Here is a 22471-nt window from a genome sequence, read left to right on the forward strand (position 1 = left end):
TTTTTAAAATTGTTGTCCGATGATGAAATGAGTTTGCCAACCAGACTTACCAACTTCACCAGGAACGTTATCAAATCCGTGTCCAAAGTCAATCCCTAATAATCCAAAGGCTGGCATAAATATACGAATTCCTAATCCAGCAGATTTCTTTACATCAAAAGGGTTAAATTTACTAAAGTTACTATATGCATTACCAGCTTCTACAAACCCTAAAGCATAAATAGATGCAGATGGATTTAATGTAATTGGATAACGAACTTCCATAGAAAATTTATCATATACTGTAGCTCCAACAAACTCAGAAGTTGTTGTTGTTTGACCTCCAAAGTTAGATAATGAACTGTTTGGGTATCCTCTCAATCCAATTACTTCTCTACCATCAAAACTGTTGGTGTTTAATCCATCACCTCCAACAAAATATCTTTCAAAAGGAACTTCTCCTAATTTACCATTGTAATTTCCTAGGTATCCGAATTGAGCATTGGTCATTAAAACAAATTTACCAACCAAAGCAGTGTACCATTTGGCTTTTAAATTGATTTTATAATATTCTAACCATTTAAATCTCTCGTTATTGGTGTCGTAATCTTTATTACTAAATAAAGAAAATGGAGGTGTGAATTTACCTTCAACAGAAAAAGTAGATCCGTATGAAGGGAATATCAAACTTGGTCCTGCAGAGTTACGTTGTAAAGTTACATTGTATGATAAGTTGTTAGAAACTCCTGTTCCGTCATCAAAACTTAAAGCACTACCAAAGTTAAATTGGTTTACAGTATATCTTCTATAGCTAATAGTGTTAGAAATAGAGAAGAAATCATCTGGCCATTTTAAACGCTCCCCAATTCCAATAGAAGCTCCAAAAATATTTAACTTTTGGCTTTTATCTACCTCGTAATATGATGAACCATATCCGTATTGTTTGGTATTGTAAATAGAAAAACTTAAAGATCTTGGTTTTTTACCTCCCAACCACGGTTCTGTAAACGATAAACTATTAGTGGTAGAGAATCTACTTGCTTGTAATCTTAAAGATAATTGTTGACCATCACCTAATGGTAAAGGTTTGTATTCTTCTTTTTTGAATACGTTACGTAGTGAGAAATTGTTGAAAGATAATCCTAAAGTACCGATAAAAGATCCACTACCATAACCTCCTTGTAGTTCTATTTGGCTAGATCCTTTTTCTGTAAGACTATATTCTATCCCAACGGTTTTATCTGCATAGTTAGGTTGTAAGTCAGGGCTAATGGCCTCGGCATCAAAGAATCCCATTTGTCCTAATTCTCTAATAGAACGAATAATATTATCTTTGCTGTATAAATCTCCTGGTCTGGTGCGTAATTCCCTATAAATCACATGGTCATTTGTTTTGTCGTTACCAACTACAGCAACATGGCTAATAGTTGCCTGGTCATCTTCATGTATTCTAATTTCAACTGTAATAGAGTCATTCTCAACTTTGGTTTCAACAAGATTTATTTGAGAGAATAAATATCCACTATTTTGATACATAGTGGTGATGTCGTCAGAATCTGGAGTTCCATCTCCTTTAACACGTTCTTCTAATGTTTTAGAATCATAAACATCTCCTTTTTCAATTCTTAAGATTCTTTGAAGATCTTCACTTTTGTAAGATTTATTTCCTAAGAATTTAATTTCTTTATAAAAGTATTTGTTACCTTCTTCAATATTTAAATGTAAATCAACTGTTTTTTTACCTTCGTTCCATGTAATACTATCGGCAACAATTCTCGCATCACGGAATCCTTTACGACGATATTTTTCAATTAATTTTTTCTTGTCTTCTTCGTAGTTGTCTTCTACATATTTTGAACGTTTCCAAAATCTACCCCAGAATTTTCTTTTGGTATCTTTAAGAGCCTTTCTAACGTCTTTATCGCTAAATTGGTCATTCCCCTCTATGTTAATGTCTTTTATTTTTACCAATTTACCTTTGTCTATATATACAATAGCATTTTTCTGATTGGCATTTTCCGGATTATCAACAGTAGAAATATTAACCTTTGCTTTTAAGTACCCTTTATCAATGTAAAATTGTCTGATGTAATTTTCAGTAGAAGTAATTAAGTTTTCAGTAAGCATTTTACCAGTGGTAAGACCAGTATCTTTTTTAAAGGTTTTTTCTTTAGAATTACTAACACCTACAAATTTAATTTCGTTTAGTTGAGGAAGTTCTTTGACAGCAATTTCTAGGTAAACAGTATTACCCTCCATTTTGGTAATAAATACTTCTACATCACTAAATCTATCAGATTTGTGTAGTTTTTTAATTGCACTGGTTAATTTATCTCCCGGTATTTTTATTTCTTGTCCTGTTTTAAGTCCAGAATAAGAAATAACAGATGCTTCAGAAAAAGCGTTTGTTCCAGTAACACTAATTCCTCCTAAAAGATAATTTTTTGGCGTACTAAAGTCTGGCTGATTTTGGTTAGAAAAAGTATTGTTTGTATTTACACTAACTTCACCGGAAGTATTATTTTCTTCATTTGATATTTCTTGTTTGTTTTCTTCTTGAGCACATACAAGATTTGTAATGAAAATGATTAATATAAATAAGTAATTTTTAAATAGTTTGTTCATGTTCTCCTTCTAATTGTTCACTGGTTTTTCCAAACCTTCTTTCTCTGTTTTGATATACTTCTACCGCTTTGAACAAATCCTCTCTTCTAAAATCAGGCCAAAGTGTTTCAGTAAAATATAATTCAGCATAAGCTAACTGCCATAATAGATAGTTACTTAGCCTTTGTTCTCCACTAGTACGGATCATTAAATCTACGTCTGGTAGGTTTTGTGTGTATAAGTTTTGTTGAATTACGTCTTCTGAAATATCTTCAGAATTTAAAATACCATTTTTTACATCTGTAGCAATTTTTTTGATGCAAGATGTAATTTCCTCTCTACTACCATAACTTAAACAAAAAGTTAAGGTGATTTTATCGTTGTTTTTGGTAGCTTCAAGAACATTGTTAAGTGTTGTTTGGGCTTTTTTAGGTAAATCGTGTAATCTACCAATAGCTTCAACTTTAACTTCTTTTCTTTGAAATTCGGGTAATTCTTTTTTTAAAGCACTAACTAATAAATTCATTAAGGCATCTACTTCAAGTTTTGGACGATTCCAGTTTTCTGTAGAAAAAGCATATAATGTAATAGCCTCAGTTCCCAAATCTTTAGCGGCTTCAACAGATTCTCTTACAGCGGTTAGTGCATTTCTATGACCAAAAATTCTGGCCATCCCTTTTTTCTTTGCCCAACGACCATTACCATCCATAATAATAGCGATGTGCTTAGGTACTTTATTTTGTTTTAGTTTTTCTAGTAAACTCATTAAAATCTTATTTGGTTTTTACTACCTCTAGGCCATCCAAATGTATAATAAATTGAAGTGCCAATATAGTAATAAGCATCCAAAGTGCTTTTGTTTGTTTTAATATTATCTAATACATCAGAAAAAGAAACTCTTGCTTTGGCTTCTAATGAAAAAACAATACGTTTTGTAAGTGCTTGTTTGTATCCTATTCCTATGGGTAGCGCAGCAGAAAATTTTGTTTTTCCACGGGTATTGTAAAATATAGTTGCAGCTTCAAAAATAAGATAACCTGTACTTTTTTTAATCTTTCCTGTTCTTATAAGGTTATATTTTGTGAAGTTAAAATCAATACCTCCTGAAAGTTCTGCTAATTGTGTATTGTAACTTTCCATTAAATTAACAGCTAGTCTATACGAAATTCTAGGATTCATGTTTTTTTTAATAACTACTCCCCAGTTTTTATTTGATGTTGTAATAGGAAAGGCATCGTTACGTTCGCCCACAACACTCCCGAGGTTGTACGTAAGACCAGCTTCGTAAACCTGAGAGAAGCCAATGTTGGCAATTAGAAAAGTAAGGATGTACACTAACTTTCTCATATTCATGATAAAAACAGGGCAAATATAATTAAACGTAGATAAAATGTTGAAGTAATAACCAATAATACTAGTTATTTATTGTTTAATAACAGATTTATTTCTTGTATCATACCCCCATAAAAGTTTATCTCTAAGGGTGTTGATAAATGTATGGTCTTTTAATAGGATGATTTTTGCAGTAAAATTAGCCTTAGTTACAACAATTTCAGTCTCCACATCAATGGTGCTAACTCTTGAGTCTAAAGAAGCTAAAAACTGATCTTCTCTTCTTAAAACTTTTAATTTAATTTCTGTATCATCAGAAATTACAATAGGTCTTGCATTCAAGTTGTGTGGGGCAACAGGGGTGATTAAAAAATTATTGGTGTTAGGCATAATTACGGGGCCTTGACAACTTAAAGAGTATCCTGTGGAACCTGTTGGGGTTGAGATGATTAAGCCATCTGCCCAATAAGTAGTTAAATATTCGTTGTTTAAATAGGCATCTACTCCAATCATCGAATTGGTGTCTTTTTTAGCAATGGTTAAATCGTTTAGAGCATAACCTAAAATAGAGAATTCAGGTTGATGTTCATTACTTGTTACTTTTAACATTACACGTTCATCAACAGTATAATCTCCTTTTAAGAATTCTTTAATGGCTTTGTTAATTTCATTTTTTTGCACAGTAGCTAAAAACCCTAATCTCCCTAAGTTGATTCCTAAGATAGGAATGTTTAAATCTTTAATTTGATTAAAAGCCCTAAGAATGGTTCCATCACCACCAAGGGTAATTAAGGCATCAAAAGAGGTGTCAAGCCCAGATTCTCCATCATAAGTATCTAAATGGTCTACAAACTTAAGTCCGGTGTTTTTAATAGAATCAGCAAAATCAGCGTTGATAAAAACAGCAGTGTTTGCTTTGTTTAGAGCGTTAATTAAGGTAGAAACATAAACTTCGTGCGAATCTTTATAGACTTGTCCAAAAATGGCTACTTTTTTCATAGTAAAACTTTTAGTAGTGCGAATTTAGATGTTTAAATATTTAATAAAGTATTCTGAACGTTTTTTTAAGCTTTCTAAATATGAATCTTCTGTTAAAGTGTTCAAAATGGCATAGTCATACCTTCTAAAAGATTGAATTAATTCATTAATACTTCCAGATTTTACTTTTAAGGTAATTTGTGTGTGTTCTTCATTTTGTTCAGAAATAAAAGAACCTAAGATTTGACTATTGTTAGATTCCACAATTTGACAAATCTCAGACATGGAATATTCAATACTATTTTTTTCAAGTAATAAGATGTTTCCTTCGGTACTTAAAAAATGAGTGTCTGCAAAACAATCTAAAGTATCGTTTAAGTCTAAATAACCAAAATATTCATTTTTTTTATCTACAATAGGTAGTAAATTGGTGTTGTTTACGGCAAAATTAGAGAAGACTTCTAATAAAGTATCTTCTTGCTTGGCAAAAAAGAATTCATACAAATATTCTAATTCAGCCAGTTTTTGATCCTTGTTTTCAATAGAGGTTAAATCTTCTTTAGCAATATTTCCAATAAGCTTTTCCCCATCAATCACGGGGATGTGTGAGTAGGATATTTTTGAAAAGACTTTTAAAATTTGCTTGATCGTTTTTTGATTACTTACCGCAATTTTGTCTTTAGATATGTAGTTAATAAGTTCCATAAATGTCAAATTAAGGAAAATTGTTAATTGTTCGTTCTATTTTGAATATTTTTGCACTCATAAAAATACAGAATATGGCGGTATTAAGCGTAAATGTTAATAAAATAGCTACATTAAGAAATTCAAGAGGAGGAGATGTGCCCAACTTGGTGCAAGTAGCAAAGGATATTGAAGAATTTGGAGGGCAAGGAATTACCATTCACCCAAGGCCAGATGAACGTCATATTCGTTATCAAGATGCTTTTGATTTAAAAGAAATAGTCACCACAGAACTAAATATTGAAGGAAACCCTATTCCAAAGTTTAAAAAATTGGTTTTAGATGTAAATCCAAAACAAGTGACCTTGGTGCCAGATGGTGATGATAATATTACTTCGGATGCCGGTTGGGATACCATTACACATCAATCTTTTTTAAAGGACGTTATTGCCGAATTTAAAGAAGCTGGGATTAGAACTTCTATTTTTATTGACACAGGAAATCCTGCTTTGATAGAAGCTGCTGCAACCACAGGTGCTGATAGGGTAGAATTGTATACTGAGAAATTTGCTGTAGAATACGGAAAAGGAAATATTGGGGTAATTACCGAATATGCTGAAGCAGCTAAATTGGCCAAACAATTAGGAATGGGCGTAAATGCAGGTCATGATTTAAGTTTAAAAAACATCAATTTTTTTGCGAAACACATTCCTGAGTTAGATGAGGTTTCTATTGGTCATGCATTAATATCAGAAGCATTGTACTACGGATTACAAAACGTGGTAAATATGTATTTATATAAATTACAAGACGTATTATAATGGAAGTATTACATTCAAACATAATAGGTTCAGGTTTTCCTTTGATTATTCTTCACGGATATTTTGGAATGGGAGATAATTGGAAATCACAGGCGAATAATTTGTCTGGGGATTTTGAAGTTCATTTGGTAGATCAACGTAATCATGGACGTAGTTTTCATTCAGAAGAATTTAGTTATGAATTAATGGTTCAGGATTTAAAACATTATTTTGAGGTAAAAAATATTGATAAAGCCATTGTTTTAGGACATTCTATGGGAGGAAAAACAGCGATGTTATTTGCAGTGGAATATCCTGAGTTGGTAGAAAAATTAGTGGTGGCAGATATTGCTCCAAAATATTATGCACCACATCATCATACCATTATTGATGCTTTAAATAGTGTAGATTTTTCTATTTTAAAATTAAGAACTGAAGTAGATGATATTTTAAAACAAAGCATTGCAGAAGAAGGAGTTCGACAGTTTTTGTTAAAAAATGTTTATAGAAAAACCAAAACAGAAATGGCTTTTCGTTTTAATTTAAAAAGTTTAACAGAGAACAATTCAGAAGTAGGAGAGGCCTTACCTGCTTATACTACCTATAATGGAGAAGTGTTGTTTTTAAGAGGTCAAAAATCAGATTATATTTTAGATGATGATTTTGCTTTGATTTCTGCTCATTTTGAAAATGCAAAAATAGAAACAGTATCTAATGCAGGGCATTGGTTGCACGCAGAAAATCCATCAGAATTTTATAATAAGTTGATTGCATTTATAAAATAAGTCTAATCAGAATTAAATCAATTGAGCATGAATTGATTATACCTTTTGTTGCTTAACAAAAAAATCGTATTTTTGCACCCAATTTTTTAGAGATTTTAAATAAAATAGTCAAATGAACATTACTAAAGAGAATATCGATGCATTAAATGCAGTAGTTAAAGTTGATATTACAGGAGAGGATTATCAAGATAAAGTTGCTTCTGTATTAAAAGATTATCGTAAAAAGGCAAATGTACCTGGGTTTAGACAAGGACAAGTGCCAATGGGATTGGTGAAGAAGCAGTACGGAAAATCAGTAATGGTAGACGAGGTTAACAAATTGTTACAAGAGTCTTTAAATAACTTTATAACTGAAGAAAAGTTAGATATTTTAGGAAATCCATTACCAAAAATGGATGGAGAATTTAACTGGGATGCTGAAAACTTCTCTTTTGAATTTGAATTAGGTTTGGCTCCTGAAATCAATGTTGATTTATCTAAAGGAAAAATTACAAAATACAACATCGTTGCTAACGATGAGTTGATTGATAAAGAAGTAGAAAACTTACAAAACCGTTTTGGAAATGTAGTTGCTCAAGAAGAAGTTGCTGAAAATTCAACTATTACTGGAGTATTTGCTAATGAAGAAGAAGGAATTGAAACAAAAGCTTCTTTAACTTTAGAAGACATCAAAGGAAAGTTAAACGTTAAGAAATTTGTAGGATCTAAAGTTGGTGATGTTTTAGAATTAAAATCTAAAAATTTATTTAACGAAGACACTAAATTAGCTGCATCTTTAGGTTTAAAAGTAGAAGAAGTTGCTGAATTGGCAATTCCTTTAACTTTTAAAATTGAAGAAATTAGTTTTACAGAGCCTTCTGAATTAGATCAAGAGTTTTTTGATAAGATTTTTGGAGAAGGTGTTGTTTCTTCTGTAACAGAATTAAGAGATAAAATTAAAGAAGATGCTGAAGGGCAATTTGCACAACAAGCAGATCAGTATTTATTAAACGCTATTACTGAAAACTTGATAGAGAATACTTCTTTTGATTTACCAAAAGAGTTTTTAATTAAGTGGTTAGGAACTGCAGGAGAAAAACCTTTAACTGATGAGGAGGCTGCTGCTGAATACGAAAAATCTGAAAAAGGTTTACGTTACCAATTAATTGAAGGTAAAGTAATGATGGACAACGATGTAAAAGTTGATTTCCAAGAGTTGAAAGATTATGCTATCGGATTCATCAGACAACAAATGGCTCAATTCGGTCAAATGAACCCTGAGGATAAGGAGTTAGAAGACATTGCAATGCGTGTGTTACAAAACCAAGATGAAGCTAAGAGATTACAAACACAATTAATTAGCAACAAATTGTTAGACTTATATAAAGAGAAAATTTCTTTTGATGAAAAAGAAGTTACTTATGAAGACTTTGTAAAAGAGGTTTACAAATAATCGTAAGAATATCATATAAAATAAAAAGCGTCCTAATTTTTAGGACGCTTTTTTTATGCTGTAGGTTTAGTTTTTTTAATCAAAGGCAAAATGTTCGTCTAGTTTATTTTCGACCAGTTTTTGAACCCTGTTTACATCTGCATCATCATGAATGTAAATGGTTAAATTCTCTTCTACCCGATCTCTACTGATGGATTTTTGAATTTCTATGGATTCTATTCCACTAATATTATTTAATAAATCTTTACATTCTTGATCGCAACTAGTGTCGTTAATATAAACTTTTAGGGTTTGACACTTTGGACTGTTTCTAATTTCGGTTCTAAATGGCAGCATAACTGTATATTTTAAGGTTTTTAAATCAACTTGGTTCTTTCTAAATTAAGAAAAAGGATTGGATTTGTCAATATGTAAAATAAGATACGACACTAATTCGTCGGCTTTTATATAAAGCTTAATTTTCTAAATCCATATAAGTTCTGTTTACGTTAGTTTTTTTAATACTACTTTTATGAGCGTTTAATTTAATCTAGAAAACCTTTTTATGAAAAGCTCAAAAGCCATTTTTTATATGATTCTTAGTGTTATTGCATTTTCACTAATGAACACAGTGGTAAAGTATTTAAACGATTTTAGTGCTTATCAAATTGTTTTTTTTAGATCTATAGGGACTTTGTGTTTTACCATTCCACTAATCCTAAAAAATAAAATTCCATTTTTTGGAAACAACAAAAAATGGTTATTGCTTAGAGGGGTAGCGGGTGTAATTTCTTTAACCTGTTTTTTTCAATCTTTAAATTATTTATCACTTGGAACTGCAGTTTCTTTAAGGTATACTTCTCCTATCTTTGCTGCCATTTTTGCCTTGATGTTTTTAAAAGAAAAAGTAAAACCTATACAGTGGTTTTTATTTTTAATAGCCTTTGTTGGGGTGTTAATTATTAAAGGATTTGGGGTAGATGTAAACTCTATCGGAATTATTTTTGCTATTTTATCTGCTCTTTTTTTAGGATTGATTTTTGTTCTGATTCGTAAAATTGGGGATTCAGAAAACTCATTGGTCATTATTAATTACTTTATGGTGATGGCTTTTGTTTTTGGAGGATTGATGTCAATCAATCACTGGACAAACCCTAATTTGTTAGAATGGTTGCTGTTGCTCAGTTTGGGAGTTTTTGGATATGTGGGGCAATTGTATTTAACAAAAGCATTCCAATCTTATGAAACCAATGTAATTGCTCCTTTAAAGTACCTAGAAGTGGTATTTATGATTTTAATTGGAACTTTTTGGTATCAAGAAACTTATAATATTTGGACTCTTTTGGGAGTTTTATTGATCATGGTTAGTTTGATTTATAATGTTTATTTAAAAAGGAAAAAAAGTTAACATTAAATCCAATGTTCTCTATCTAGGCTTCTGTATTGAATGGCTTCTGCAATATGTTGCGATTCAATATTTTCAGAATTGTCTAAATCAGCAATAGTTCTGCTTACTTTTAAGATTCTATCATAAGCTCTGGCAGATAAGTTTAAAGATTCCATGGCTTTTTTAAGTAAGTTTTTAGTGTCTTGATTCAGTTTGCAATATTTTTTCAGATGTTTAACATCCATTTGAGCATTGTAATGAATGTTGTTTTCTTGTTGATATCTTTCTGTCTGAATATTTCTGGCTTGTTGTACTCTTTCTTTAATGGATTTACTGGGTTCGGCAGGAATCTCATTACTCAATTTATCAAAAGGAACAGGATTGACCTCTATGTGTAAATCAATTCTGTCTAGCAGAGGACCTGATATTTTGTTGAGGTATTTTTTAACTTCTAAAGAAGAAGACTGGATTTTACTGTCATCATTGATAAAATCTCCACTAGGTGACGGGTTCATACTAGCAATAAGCATAAAACTACTAGGATAGGTAATGGTAAATTTAGCCCTAGAAATGGTTACTTCTCTGTCTTCTAAAGGTTGTCGCATTACTTCTAAAACACTTCTTTTAAATTCTGGTAATTCATCTAAAAACAAAACGCCATTGTGAGCTAAAGATATTTCTCCTGGTTGAGGATATTGACCACCACCGACCAAAGCAACATCAGAAACGGTATGATGTGGAGCTCTGAATGGACGTTCTAAAATAAGACCTTCTTTATTTTTAGTGTTTCCTGCTACGGAGTGAATTTTTGTGGTTTCAATTGCTTCATGTAAAGACATCGAAGGTAAAATACTTGGTAATCTTTTTGCTAACATGGTTTTCCCTGATCCTGGAGGACCAATAAGCAAAATATTATGTCCGCCAGAAGCAGCAATTTCTAACGCACGTTTTACAGATTCTTGACCTTTAACATCCATAAAATCAAAAGTGAATTGATTTTCTATTTCATTTAGATATTTTTGAGTATCAAATATTAAGGGTTCAAAAGTTATGTTGTTGTCTAAAAAATCAATGACCTCACTTAAGTTTTCTAAACCATAAACTTCAAAATCATCAATTAATGCAGCCTCTTTTGCATTTTCTGTAGGTAAGACCATTCCTTTAAAACCTTGATTTTTGGCTTCAATAGCAATAGGTAAAACTCCTTTTATGGGTTGTAAACTTCCATCTAGAGAAAGTTCTCCCATAATTATATAGTCTTTAAGCTTGGAGTTATTTATTTGTTTTGAAGCGGCTAAAATTCCTATGGCCAAAGAAATATCATAGGCAGTTCCTTCCTTTCTCATGTCAGCAGGAGCCATGTTGATGGTAATTTTTTTACCGGGAAAATGAAGGAGATTGTTCTTTAAGGCTGCGTGAATTCTAAAATTACTTTCTTTAACAGCATTGTCTGGTAAACCAACTAAATGATAACCTATTCCGCTATCTATATTTACCTCAATAGTAATAATAGTGGCATCAACTCCCAAGAAGGAAGCAGCATAAACTTTTTCTAACATAGCAAATCAATTTCTTTTTTGCTAAAGTTAAATAAAATATAGATTTAAAAAAGTCTTATTGAAAACCTAGTTCTTGAGCTTTCTTGGATAGTTCTACCAAATTTTTAACATCTAATTTTTTCATCAAGTTAAAACGATGTGTTTCTATGGTACGTTTACTTTTTCCAAGTTTGTCTGCAATTTCTAAATTGGTGAATCCATTTAAGATAAATTCTAAAATTTCAGATTCTTTTCTCGTCAACTTAGAGGCTTCGGAGTGGTTGTTAAATGGATTTGCTTTTGGAGCAGAAGTACCATTAATTAAACTTTTTACAATAGCATCTGTAGTATCTCCACTAAAATATTTTCCACCATTGTATACGCTAGTAATAGCTTTCACAAATTCATCTTTATTTGTGTCTTTTAATAAGTAACCACTAGCACCTGCAGAAATTGCTTTTAAAATATATTCTTCAGAGTCGTGCATAGAAAGAATAATAGACCTAGTACTTGTTTCTAATTCGGTAAGTTTGGCAACAGCATCAATTCCATTCATAATAGGCATACGAACGTCAATAATTAAAATATCAGGGTTTAATTTTATTGTCATATCAACTCCTTCTTGACCATTAGTTCCTTCACCAACAACAGTAAAGTTAGGTTCACTTTCTAATAGAGATCTTAAACCGTTTCTTACAAGTAAGTGGTCATCGACTAATAAAATATTTATTTGACTCATTTTGATGATAATTATTGGAAAATCAGATACTTAATTATATGGTACGTAAAATTACAACGAAAATACGTAATTACACAAGAAAACCTACGTAATTTTTAAAAATACGTATTATTACCTAGTACACTGCGATAATTGTACCATTTTCACGAACTTTGTAAAAAATTATATGATTAGCTTTACAATATAAAATATAATCAAATGAAATTTAATCAAGCAATTTCTTTAATAGATCAAGCCAATAAAAAAGATCCCAATACAGAAGTTTACCAGGGAGTTACCTATGCTAAAGAGTATATATACGGAGTTCGTATGTCTAATCGTTTAGATGTTTTTATGCCCGATGCTCCGGAATCTTTAAAGTTAGCTGCCAGATGTCAGCATATTTGCCGATGGGAAATTCCTAGAGATCGTTACCCAATGGATAGAGTAGGGTACTTAACGTGGCGAAACGATTTAAAAAAATTGCATGCTCAAAAAGCTTCAGATATTTTAACATCAGTTGGTTATGATGATGAGGTGGTTGAGGAAGTTCAATTTATGTTGTTAAAAAAGCAATTGAAAAAGAACGAGTTGACTCAAGCTTTAGAAGATGTGATTTGTCTGGTGTTTTTAGAGTTTTATTTTGATGAGTTTGCAGAAAAACATAGCGAAGAAAAAATAATAGATATTGTACAAAAAACTTGGGCTAAAATGTCAGAAAAAGGACATGAAGCAGCATTGCAATTGCCTTTTTCAGCATCAGGTTTGGCTTTGGTTCAAAAAGCACTAGCTTAATATGGGATTGTTAGATACGTATTTATCAGATAGGGAACGATCACTTTTACAAAAAAGAAGATCAAAAATATCGGGAGCATTCTTTTTGCTTTTTACCGTGGTTATTGTAATGAGTTATATTGTTCAAAACCAGCTATCTGAAGAGAATACTGTTCTAATGACCAAAGATGATATTAAGGACTTAAAAATTAGTTTAGGCTTAATATCGGTATTTGTTTTAGGATACTTAGGTTGGATTTTATTTAGGCTAATTAGACCTACTTATATTACTTATCTAGATTTAATTACAGATTTGTTAGCCATTAAAAACAATGTGCAAACGGATGATAGACCATTATCTTCTAGAGAAAACACTTTGTTAAGGTTTAGGGAATTGAATTTTGCGGTAAATAATGCTGTTTTATACGCCACTATTACTGATGAAAACAGAATTGCTTACATCAGTAAAAAGTTTGAAGAATATTTAGGACATAATGAAGATTTAACTTTTAGGAAGTTTGAGGAAGTTCTTACTTATAAACACAATCAACATCATAAAATTAGAAAAGTTTTAAGCTCTGCTACTGAGGAATTGGTAAATAAAGAACTAAGGTTAACCAATCATGCAGGTGATATTTTTTGGATTGAAATGTCTATTATTAACATGGACAATCTTAAAAACTCCCAACGAAGATTAATAGTTTGTCACGACATTACCAAGCGTAAACACGCTGGAATGGAAATGCAACGTGTAAATAGAAATAAGTTTGTGGCCGAGGTACAATCTCAAAAAGATTTATCTCAACAAATTATGACTGCTCAAGAAGATGAGCGTAAACGTATAGCCAAAGATATTCACGATGGAATTGGACAAATGCTAACCGCTTTGCGTTTTAATATTGATGGAATTGACTTTTCTAATAAGGAAAAAGCAGAAGAGAGTTTAAATTCTTTAAAAGAAGTTTTTGGTCAATTAATTAAAGATGTTAGAGCTGTTACTTTTAGTTTGGCTCCACCAGAATTAACAGATCATGGAGTGGCTTCTGCCATTCGTAAAATGAGTAATATGGTGGGTAATTTTACTGGCCATAAAGTTTTGTATGAAAATATTTCTGAGTTTGATAAACGTTTGGATAATAATGTTGAGGTAAATATATACAGGGTGGTGCAAGAAGCGGTTAACAATGCTTTAAAATACTCTGAATCTGAATATATTTTGGTTACTTTAAATCATACGGATTCCTATTTGAAAATTAAGGTTGAAGATGATGGAATTGGTTTTAATCCTAAAATCACAGATTCTTATAAAGGAACGGGTAACGGTTTAAGATTCATGAAGGAAAGAGTCAATTATATTGGGGGAGAATTAAGAATAACTTCAGAAGAAAATCAAGGAACTACAGTACACATTGTAGTACCAATTGAGAAATAATTTCAATTTTGGAGCGTTTTTTGTACAATCATTAATGTATTAACATAAAAACGAATATTATGAAATTGAAATTTTTAGTTGTTGCAATGCTATTTTCGGTAATTGCTTTTTCACAAGAGAACAAATCTTTTTTTGGTATTAAAGCTGGTTACAACCTTTCCTCGTTAAGAAATGGAGATGTTGATAATAGAAATGGATTTCACTTAGGAGTTTATGGAGAACATCAAATAAGTGAACATTTTTCTCTTCAACCCGAGTTGGTTTATTCTCAATTAGGCTTTAAAGATAGTGCTTCTAAAACTGTTAAAATGGACTATATACAAGTGCCCTTAATGTTTAAAGGATATATTTTTAAGCCTTTGTATGTAGAATTAGGTCCTCAAATAGGAGTGAATATTAACAAAAAAGAAGAAATAGATTTTGGAATAGGAACTGCAACAGAAACTTCTGAACCTAATACTTTTGATTGGGGAATTAATGGAGGTGTAGGTTTTGCTATTAATCCTGGAATTACTTTAGGAGTTAGATACTACCACGGGTTGAGTAGCGCTTATAAAGATGCAGATGAGTTTAATACCTTGTATCAAGTTTTTGTAGGGATTAATTTGTAATCTATAAAAAAACAAAAAAAGAGTCGATTTAGAAATATTTCTAAATCGACCCTTTTTTATTTTATAAAAAGATGCTTAAGCTTCTTTATTTAACATTTTCCAAAGCTCATCTTTCAACTCCATAATTCCAATGTTTGCTACAGAAGATATAAACATGGTTTTAATCCCTTCAGGAAGCTCTTGTTCCATTTCTGCTTTTAACTCATCATCTAGCATGTCTGATTTTGTGATGGCTAGCAACCTGTCTTTATGAAGCAATTCAGGATTGTGAAGTTCTAATTCGTTTAAAAGGATTTTATAATCCGTTCTAATGTCATCAGAGTCTGCAGGAATCATAAATAACAAAGTAGAGTTTCGTTCAATATGGCGTAAGAAATAATGTCCTAATCCTTTTCCTTCATTAGCTCCTTCAATAATTCCAGGAATATCAGCCATTACAAAACTTTGAAAGTTTCTATATTCTACAATTCCAACATTTGGTTTTAAGGTTGTAAAAGCATAATCGGCAATTTTAGGTTTTGCTGCACTTACTACAGATAACAAGGTTGATTTTCCCGCATTAGGAAAACCTACCAAACCGACATCGGCTAGTATTTTAAGTTCTATTTGAAACCATCCATCAACAGATGGCATTCCTGGTTGTGCGTATCTAGGAGTTTGGTTGGTAGCACTCCTAAAATGCCAGTTTCCCAAACCACCTTTACCACCTTCACACAAGATTACTTCTTCTTTGTCTTCAGTAATTTCAAATAAAATTTCTTGTGTATCAGCATCACGAACAATGGTTCCTAAAGGTACTTCCAAATACTTGTCTTCTCCATCAGCACCAGTACTTCTACTAGCGCTTCCAGCACCTCCATGTCCGGCTCTACTATGTTTCAAAAAACGTAAGTGATGCAAAGTCCACATTCCTTTATTTCCACGTAAAATTATGTGACCACCACGTCCACCATCACCACCATCAGGACCACCTTTTTCAATAAACTTCTCTCTGTGTAAGTGCATTGATCCTTGTCCTCCTTTTCCAGAAGCAGCGTATATTTTAATATAATCTATAAAATTCCCGTCAGTCATAATTGTAGCAATTGGCTATTGGCCTTGGCCGCTAGCAAATAAATAAGAAATAAAAAGCTATTAGCATTTACAAGTAAACACTAATAGCCATATGCTATTGGCTAAAAGCCTTAAATTTTTATAATGAATCTACTACATCTGAAATTAATCCAGTAATTCCTTCAATAGAACCCACTCCATTAATTCCGTAGTATTTATTTTGTCTTTCGTAGTAATCTTTTACAGGTGCTGTTTCAGCATTGTATGTGTCAATTCTTTTTTGAATAACAGCAGGGTCTGCATCATCTGCACGTCCACTAGTTTTTGCTCTTTCTGTTAAACGAGTTTTTAATTCATCTTCATTTACTTCTAAAGCAATCATTCCATTAATTCCAGCATCTTTTTTAGCTAAAAAAGTATCTAAAGCTTCTGCTTGAGATTCTGTTCTAGGAAAACCATCAAAAATAAATCCGTTTGCTTGTGGATTTTTTTCGACTTCAGCTTCTAACATGTTGATGGTTACTTCATCAGGAACTAATTGTCCTTTTTCGATATATGATTTGGCTAATATCCCTAACTCAGTATCATTTTTCATGTTAAAACGGAAAACATCTCCTGTAGAAATGTGAACCAAATTGTATTTATCTTTTAAAACTTCTGCTTGAGTTCCTTTTCCTGCTCCCGGAGGGCCAAATAAAACAATGTTTTTCATCTAGATTTGTTTAAATTCCTGTATATCAGAAAATAATAATAGTTTAATAAAGAAAGCAAATGTACGGATATCCGTTGAATTCTTGAAAAAAGAATAACGAAACTTCTAAGAGTCTTTTAAAACATAGACTTCTGATAGATTTCTTCCTAATCCATCATAATCCATTCCGTATCCTAAAATAAATTTATTAGGGATTTCTATACCTATATAATCTATTTTGATGTCTTTATTGTACACGGTTGGCTTTAGGAACAATGTTGCTATTTTAATTTTTTTTGCAGAGGTTTTTTTAAGCAATGCAACTATTTTTTCTAAAGTATTTCCAGTGTCGATAATATCTTCTACTACAATTACAGTTCTGTTGGTTAAATCTTCATTAATACCAATAAGTTCTTTTACCTGTCCTGTAGATTGTGTTTTTTCATAAGATGCTAATTTGATAAAGCTAATTTCACAAGGGTTTTGGTAGGCTTTTAACAAATCACTACAAAACATAAAAGAGCCGTTTAATACGCCTAGAAATAAAGGGATTTCGTTTTTACAATCAACAGCAATATCGTTGGTTAATTTTTTTACAGCCTCATTAAGTTTCTGTTCAGAAATATAAGGTTCAAATATTTTGTTGTGTATTTGTAACATCGTCATAGGGATTGATAAAAAAAACCGTTCTAAAAATAGAACGGTTTTAAATATTATAAAAATAAATGTCTTATTCTTTTTTAGAAGCTTTTTTGCTTACTGTATCATACATAATTGGTGAAGCAATAAATAAAGAAGAGTAAGTACCTACTACAACTCCAATAATTAAAGCAAACATAAATCCTTTAATGCTATCTCCTCCAAATAAGAAGATGGCGATTAATACAACCAATGTAGTAATAGAGGTGTTAATAGTACGCCCTAAAGTAGAACTTAATCCTCTGTTTACTACCTCTGAGAAAGCCCATTTAGTGTGCTCCGCAGTATATTCTCTAATCTTATCAAAAATAACCACAGTATCGTTTAATGAGTATCCTACTACTGTTAAGATAGCAGCAATAAATGCTTGGTCAATTTCCATGTCAAAAGGCATTAACTTATAAGTAATAGAGAATACTGATAATACAACCAATACATCGTGGAATACAGCTATTACTGCTCCTAATGAATATTCCCATTTCTTAAATCTTAGTAAGATGTATAAGAATACTACTAATAAAGATCCTATAATAGCCCATCCTGCAGCTTCTTTAATGTCATCAGCAATAGTTGGTTCTACCTTAGCGTAAGATAAAACACCAATTTTTTGTCCAATAAACCCACCTTTAAAATCTTGTAAAGTAGTTCCTTCTGGCAAGTAAGGTTTTAATCCGTTGAATAAAGCCGTTTCTACTTTTACATCAGTAGCAGCTCCTTCTTCATTAATTAAATATTTAGTAGTAATTTTTAATTGATTGTCATTACCATAAGTTTTTACCTCTGGAGCAGATTGAAATACTTCTTTTAAAGATGTGGCAACTTCGTTAGATTTTACTGCTTGGTCAAAACGCACTGTATAAGTTCTACCTCCAACAAAATCAACTCCGTAGTTTAATCCGTTTGTAAATAAAGAACCAATACCTATAAGAATGATGATTCCAGAAAAGATGTAAGCTTTTTTACGTTTTTGTAAAAACTCAATTTCAATTCCTGTAAACCAATTTTTTGTTGTAGGTGTGTTAAAAGCTAAAGTTTTTCCTTTACCTGTAGCAGCATCTAATAACAATCTAGTAATAAAGATAGCTGTAAATAAAGAAGTTAAAATACCTACAATTAATGTGAAAGCAAAACCTTGAATAGGTCCTGTTCCAAATACATATAAAATACCACCAGTTAATAAAGTAGTAATGTTTGCATCAATAATAGCAGATAAAGCTCCTTTAATACTAAATCCTCCATCAATAGCAGCGGTAATTCCTTTACCAGCTCTTAGATTTTCCTTAATACTTTCGAAAATAATTACGTTAGCATCTACAGACATACCGATGGTTAAAATGATACCTGCAATACCAGGTAATGTTAACACGGCTCCAAAAGAGGTTAAAATTCCGAAGATGAATAAAATGTTAACTAACAAAGCAACATCAGCATACCAACCTGCTTTTCCGTAGTATAAAATCATCCAACCTAATACTAATACAATGGCAATGGCAAATGAAATTAATGAAGCATTAATAGCTTCTTGTCCTAAAGATGGACCTACTACTTCAGATTGAATAATGTGAGCAGCAGCAGGTAATTTACCTGCTTTTAACACGTTTGCTAAATCCGTAGCCTCTTCAATAGTGAAGTTTCCAGAAATAGAAGTTCTACCTCCTGTAATTGCATCGTTAACTCTTGGGGCAGTGTACACGTAGTTGTCTAAAACTACGGCTACAAATTTACCAACATTTTCACCAGTCATTTTTGCCCATAACTTAGTTCCGTTCCCATTCATAGACATACTAACTTCTGGGTTGGCACCTAATTGGTCAAATTGTTGACTTGCATCAGAAATAACATCTCCTTCAATAGGGGCTTTGTCATTTCTGTTAGATTTAATAGCATATAAAGGTAAAATATCGTTTGTTGCTTTAGCATCCCATAAGAATTTAGCATACTTGTATTCACCAGTTAATAATGCTCTAACTTGTTTGTTGTTTAAGTATTCGTTTACTTTAGCAGTATCTTTTACAGCAGCATATCCTATGACAGATGAAGCTTGACCTGTTGGTTGTAAATAACTAAATAAACTTGTGTTGTTGTTTGAGATGGAATCGTTTTCAGTTTCAGCTTCTCCTAATAAAGCATCAATTGAGTCATCAGCAGTTTCTTCTTTTTTTACTTCTGTTTTCTCTTTTGGAGATTCAGTAGCAATAATTTCAGATACTTTTTGATTAGCAGCTACTAAGAATTGAACCAATTCCTGACCTGTATATACTTCCCAAAATTGTAATTCTGCAGTAGATTGTAATAATTTTTTAACACGCTCTACATCTTTAGCACCAGGTAATTCAATTAAAATTCTTCCTGAGTTTCCAATTCGTTGAATGTTAGGTTGCGTTACCCCAAACTTGTCAATACGAGAACGTAATACTTGGAATGCAGTTGATATTGAAGCATCAATTTCACCAGCTAAAATAGCTTTAGCTTCAGCATCAGTAGTGTTAAAAGTAATTTTTTCTCTTAAGTTTTTAGTTCCAAAAATAGATGGATCACTTAATTTGGTATCACCAGCAATTTTTTCAAACTCTTGGTAAAACAATTCAAAATAACTATCTGATGAATTCTTTTGAGCAACAGTCGCTGCATCTAAAGCTTGGTTAAAAATTGGATTTTTAGAATCGTTAGACAATCCAATTAAAATGTCTTTAACAGAAACTTGTAAAGTAGCGTTAATACCTCCTTTTAAATCAAGACCTAAGTTAATTTCTTTGTCCTTAATGTCATTGTAAGTAAAATCTCCAAAACCTAATACACCTGGTATATTAGCTACAGAATCAAGATATTTCTTCTCTAATTTAGCAATTTCTCTCCCGTCGTTTTCCTGTGCGTTTGCTGTTGCGTAAGTAAGTGCTTCTTTTTCTACTTTATTTGCGAAAAAAGTAAAAGATAAAGAGTACAAACTCACTAATCCAAAAAGGATGGCAAATAGTCTGATAAGTCCTTTGTTTTGCATTTTTTTATATGTGTTTTCTCTACGTATTTTTTATGTAAGTGTGCAAATATAATATTTCAACTTAATAAAGTCGAATTTTAAGATATTAATTCTTAGCATATTCGTAAATCTTAATGATTTAGGAATATGAATTTAATTTTTTAGGGTATTACATCTACTTTGGTATGATAATAGTAAAATAAAAATTTATTCATGCTGATTTAAGAGTATTGGTAGATAAGAACATTGTAAACCACGTAATAAGTTGTTTATATTTAATGTTTTAAGAGTTTTAAATTGTGTTGTAATTTCTATTATAATATTTGTTTCAATAATCTACTTTGTGTAATTTCGCCGTGAAATGAAGAAATTATTAATTAAATTTTTACTGCTAAGTATTGTCCTGTTAAGTGGATACGGTCAGTTATATGGTTATATAACTGAGGTAAATACTCCTAATAATTTCATTCAAGCAGAAAATACTAGTGCAAATGTTTATGGAAATCATCAAACATACGTAGCTAAATCTACTCTGGCACATTTCGAAAAATTTAATTGTGAAATTGAAATCACAGATAGTGAAGATGATGAAATTACATCATTAAAAAAGAATTTTACTGCAAGTCCTTATTTTGCAAATAAAAATTCTATTCCTACAAGTGATTATATTATTCACTACATTCAACAGGCTTCATTCTTTAAGAAGCTATCTCACTTAATATCTTGTAAAAGATATATCTTATTACGAGTAATCAGAATCTGATTCCCAAACATTCGCTAGGTATTGTTTCTACATTGTCTAGACTTCTTGCGTTTTGTCCATTGGTAAATTTAAAAATCCAATAGGGCTATGTGTGCTGTTGTACACACTTTTCAAAATAAAATATCAACAAATTATATTATTCAATTCAAAACAAATTAATCATGAAGAGAGTTCTTATGCTCGCGAGTTTGTGTGTGCTTTTGTTACATACAAGTTGCAAAAAAGAAAAAGAGAAGGAAGAAGTGGAAACTAAGTTTCCTGTAACTAATCCTATTAAAAAGGACACGGCTATTGTTAGAGATTATGTGTGTCAGGTTCATTCTATACAACACATTGAACTAAGAGCCCAAGAAAGAGGTTATTTAGAAAAGATTTTTGTAGATGAAGGTCAGTTTGTAAAAAAGGGAGAGCCTTTGTTTCAAATTATGCCAAAATTATACGAAGCAGAATATCAGAGTGCAAAAGCGGAAGTAAAGTTTGCAGATATTGAATACCAAAACACCAAAAAGTTAGCTGATCAAAATGTAGTGGCTCCAAATGAGTTAGCAATGGCAGAAGCTAAGTTGGCAAAGGCAAATGCCGAATTGGCTTTGGCTCAAGTGCATTTAGATTTTACTTTAATTAGAGCGCCTTTTGATGGAATTATTGATCGTTTTCACGTAAGACTTGGAAGTTTGGTTGATGAAGGAGAGTTGTTAACAAATCTTTCTGATAACAGTGAAATGTGGGTATATTATAATGTTCCTGAAGCGGAATATTTAGATATCAAAACTCAAATCAATAAAAAAGATCCTATTAAAGTAAATCTTTTAATGCCTAATAATAAGGTGTTTGGTCATTCTGGAGTTGTAGAAACTATTGAAGCAGACTTTAATAACGAAACAGGAAATATTTCTTTTAGAGCAACTTTTCCAAATCCTGAAGGGTTGTTAAGACATGGAGAAACTGGGAATATTTTATCCACCATTAAATTAGACAATGCTTTATTAATTCCTCAAAAAGCAACTTTTGAAGTGTTAGATAAAAAGTATGTGTATGTGGTAGATAAAAATAATGTAATCAAATCAAGAGAAATTATTATTGGAGAAGAAATGCCTCATTTATATGCAGTTGTAGGAGGATTATCTGAAAATGATAAAATCCTTATTGAAGGATTACGATTGGTAAGAGAAAACGAAAAAATACACTCTGAATATGTAAAACCAGATTACGTGATCTCGCATTTAAACTTATATGCAGAGTAAGCCACTTAAAT

General features: G+C 31.5%; 21 protein-coding genes. 9 read left to right on the plus strand and 12 right to left on the minus strand.

Translation table 11 applies throughout. From position 1 onward, the window contains the following. Positions 1–3: 3 nt before the first annotated feature. The 5 genes from bamA to BUB70_RS03130 all read right to left on the minus strand — a co-directional run bounded on the left by bamA (position 4) and on the right by BUB70_RS03130 (position 5598). Positions 4–2604, minus strand: coding sequence for an outer membrane protein assembly factor BamA (gene bamA / locus BUB70_RS03110; RefSeq protein WP_084730152.1), 2601 nt, complete (start codon positions 2602–2604; stop codon positions 4–6). Beyond that, positions 2588–3349, minus strand: a complete 762-nt coding sequence (locus BUB70_RS03115) for an isoprenyl transferase (RefSeq protein WP_073118211.1) — start codon at positions 3347–3349, stop codon at positions 2588–2590. Before BUB70_RS03115 ends, bamA begins: the two co-directional genes overlap by 17 nt. Then, on the minus strand, positions 3349–3930 hold the full coding sequence (locus BUB70_RS03120; protein WP_073118212.1) for a DUF6089 family protein: 582 nt from the start codon (positions 3928–3930) through the stop codon (positions 3349–3351). Before BUB70_RS03120 ends, BUB70_RS03115 begins: the two co-directional genes overlap by 1 nt. 75 nt (positions 3931–4005) lie before the next feature. Further along, a complete protein-coding gene (locus BUB70_RS03125) occupies positions 4006–4914 on the minus strand; it encodes an NAD kinase (protein ID WP_073118213.1) in 909 nt (302 codons plus the stop codon). Between the two features lie 24 nt (positions 4915–4938). After that, positions 4939–5598, minus strand: coding sequence for a CBS domain-containing protein (locus BUB70_RS03130; protein ID WP_073118214.1), 660 nt, complete (start codon positions 5596–5598; stop codon positions 4939–4941). A gap of 74 nt (positions 5599–5672) precedes the next feature. Here BUB70_RS03130 and BUB70_RS03135 point away from each other — a divergent pair, with 74 nt between their 5' ends. The 3 genes from BUB70_RS03135 to tig all read left to right on the plus strand — a co-directional run bounded on the left by BUB70_RS03135 (position 5673) and on the right by tig (position 8594). After that, on the plus strand, positions 5673–6398 hold the full coding sequence (locus tag BUB70_RS03135) for a pyridoxine 5'-phosphate synthase (protein WP_073118215.1): 726 nt from the start codon (positions 5673–5675) through the stop codon (positions 6396–6398). Beyond that, on the plus strand, positions 6398–7162 hold the full coding sequence (locus tag BUB70_RS03140; protein ID WP_143155229.1) for an alpha/beta fold hydrolase: 765 nt from the start codon (positions 6398–6400) through the stop codon (positions 7160–7162). Before BUB70_RS03135 ends, BUB70_RS03140 begins: the two co-directional genes overlap by 1 nt. A 112-nt stretch (positions 7163–7274) precedes the next feature. Further along, entirely contained in the window at positions 7275–8594 is a 1320-nt protein-coding gene (tig, locus tag BUB70_RS03145; RefSeq protein ID WP_073118217.1) for a trigger factor, read from the plus strand. Between the two features lie 75 nt (positions 8595–8669). On the opposite strand, the gene BUB70_RS03150 is transcribed toward tig, so the two are convergent. Continuing rightward, the gene (locus BUB70_RS03150) at positions 8670–8930 is read right to left on the minus strand and encodes a hypothetical protein (RefSeq protein ID WP_073118218.1); all 261 of its coding nucleotides are present in this window, start codon (positions 8928–8930) and stop codon (positions 8670–8672) included. Positions 8931–9138: 208 nt separating this feature from the next. Here BUB70_RS03150 and BUB70_RS03155 point away from each other — a divergent pair, with 208 nt between their 5' ends. Further along, positions 9139–9981, plus strand: coding sequence for a DMT family transporter (locus BUB70_RS03155; protein WP_229742951.1), 843 nt, complete (start codon positions 9139–9141; stop codon positions 9979–9981). A gap of 2 nt (positions 9982–9983) precedes the next feature. Here BUB70_RS03155 and BUB70_RS03160 read toward each other — a convergent pair whose 3' ends face one another. Together BUB70_RS03160 and BUB70_RS03165 are read right to left on the minus strand one after the other, a co-directional pair. Then, a complete protein-coding gene (locus tag BUB70_RS03160) occupies positions 9984–11519 on the minus strand; it encodes a YifB family Mg chelatase-like AAA ATPase (protein WP_073118219.1) in 1536 nt (511 codons plus the stop codon). A gap of 55 nt (positions 11520–11574) precedes the next feature. Then, positions 11575–12237, minus strand: a complete 663-nt coding sequence (locus BUB70_RS03165) for a response regulator transcription factor (protein WP_073118220.1) — start codon at positions 12235–12237, stop codon at positions 11575–11577. A gap of 198 nt (positions 12238–12435) precedes the next feature. Between BUB70_RS03165 and BUB70_RS03170 the strand changes: the two genes are divergently transcribed. Genes BUB70_RS03170 through BUB70_RS03180 form a run of 3 tightly spaced genes read left to right on the plus strand, consistent with a single transcriptional unit; the run spans position 12436 to position 15033 of the window. After that, positions 12436–13011, plus strand: coding sequence for a DUF4202 domain-containing protein (locus BUB70_RS03170; protein ID WP_073118221.1), 576 nt, complete (start codon positions 12436–12438; stop codon positions 13009–13011). A 1-nt stretch (position 13012) separates the two neighbouring features. Then, complete coding sequence (locus BUB70_RS03175) at positions 13013–14422, plus strand: PAS domain-containing sensor histidine kinase (protein ID WP_073118222.1); 1410 nt, start codon at positions 13013–13015, stop codon at positions 14420–14422. Positions 14423–14481: 59 nt separating this feature from the next. Then, complete coding sequence (locus BUB70_RS03180) at positions 14482–15033, plus strand: porin family protein (RefSeq protein WP_073118223.1); 552 nt, start codon at positions 14482–14484, stop codon at positions 15031–15033. Positions 15034–15108: 75 nt separating this feature from the next. Here the strand turns inward: BUB70_RS03180 and obgE are convergent, their stop codons facing one another. The 4 genes from obgE to secDF form a co-directional block, all read right to left on the minus strand. Next, a complete protein-coding gene (gene obgE, locus BUB70_RS03185; protein WP_073118224.1) occupies positions 15109–16107 on the minus strand; it encodes a GTPase ObgE in 999 nt (332 codons plus the stop codon). Between the two features lie 118 nt (positions 16108–16225). Further along, the gene (locus BUB70_RS14210) at positions 16226–16798 is read right to left on the minus strand and encodes an adenylate kinase (RefSeq protein WP_073118225.1); all 573 of its coding nucleotides are present in this window, start codon (positions 16796–16798) and stop codon (positions 16226–16228) included. 105 nt (positions 16799–16903) lie between these two features. Then, entirely contained in the window at positions 16904–17437 is a 534-nt protein-coding gene (hpt, locus tag BUB70_RS14215; protein WP_073118226.1) for a hypoxanthine phosphoribosyltransferase, read from the minus strand. Between the two features lie 70 nt (positions 17438–17507). After that, positions 17508–20474 carry a protein translocase subunit SecDF gene (gene secDF, locus BUB70_RS03200; RefSeq protein ID WP_073118227.1) on the minus strand — a complete coding sequence of 989 codons (2967 nt, stop codon included), beginning with the start codon at positions 20472–20474 and terminating at the stop codon, positions 17508–17510. A 340-nt stretch (positions 20475–20814) separates the two neighbouring features. Between secDF and BUB70_RS03205 the strand changes: the two genes are divergently transcribed. Together BUB70_RS03205 and BUB70_RS03210 are read left to right on the plus strand one after the other, a co-directional pair. Then, on the plus strand, positions 20815–21216 hold the full coding sequence (locus tag BUB70_RS03205) for a hypothetical protein (protein WP_073118228.1): 402 nt from the start codon (positions 20815–20817) through the stop codon (positions 21214–21216). A 161-nt stretch (positions 21217–21377) separates the two neighbouring features. Beyond that, positions 21378–22460 (plus strand): efflux RND transporter periplasmic adaptor subunit, encoded by a 1083-nt coding sequence (locus BUB70_RS03210; protein ID WP_073118229.1) that lies wholly within the window; start codon positions 21378–21380, stop codon positions 22458–22460. Positions 22461–22471 lie beyond the last annotated feature (11 nt).

Origin of the sequence: Wenyingzhuangia marina (genome assembly GCF_900130035.1) — a bacterium.
Lineage (GTDB): Bacteria > Bacteroidota > Bacteroidia > Flavobacteriales > Flavobacteriaceae > Wenyingzhuangia > Wenyingzhuangia marina.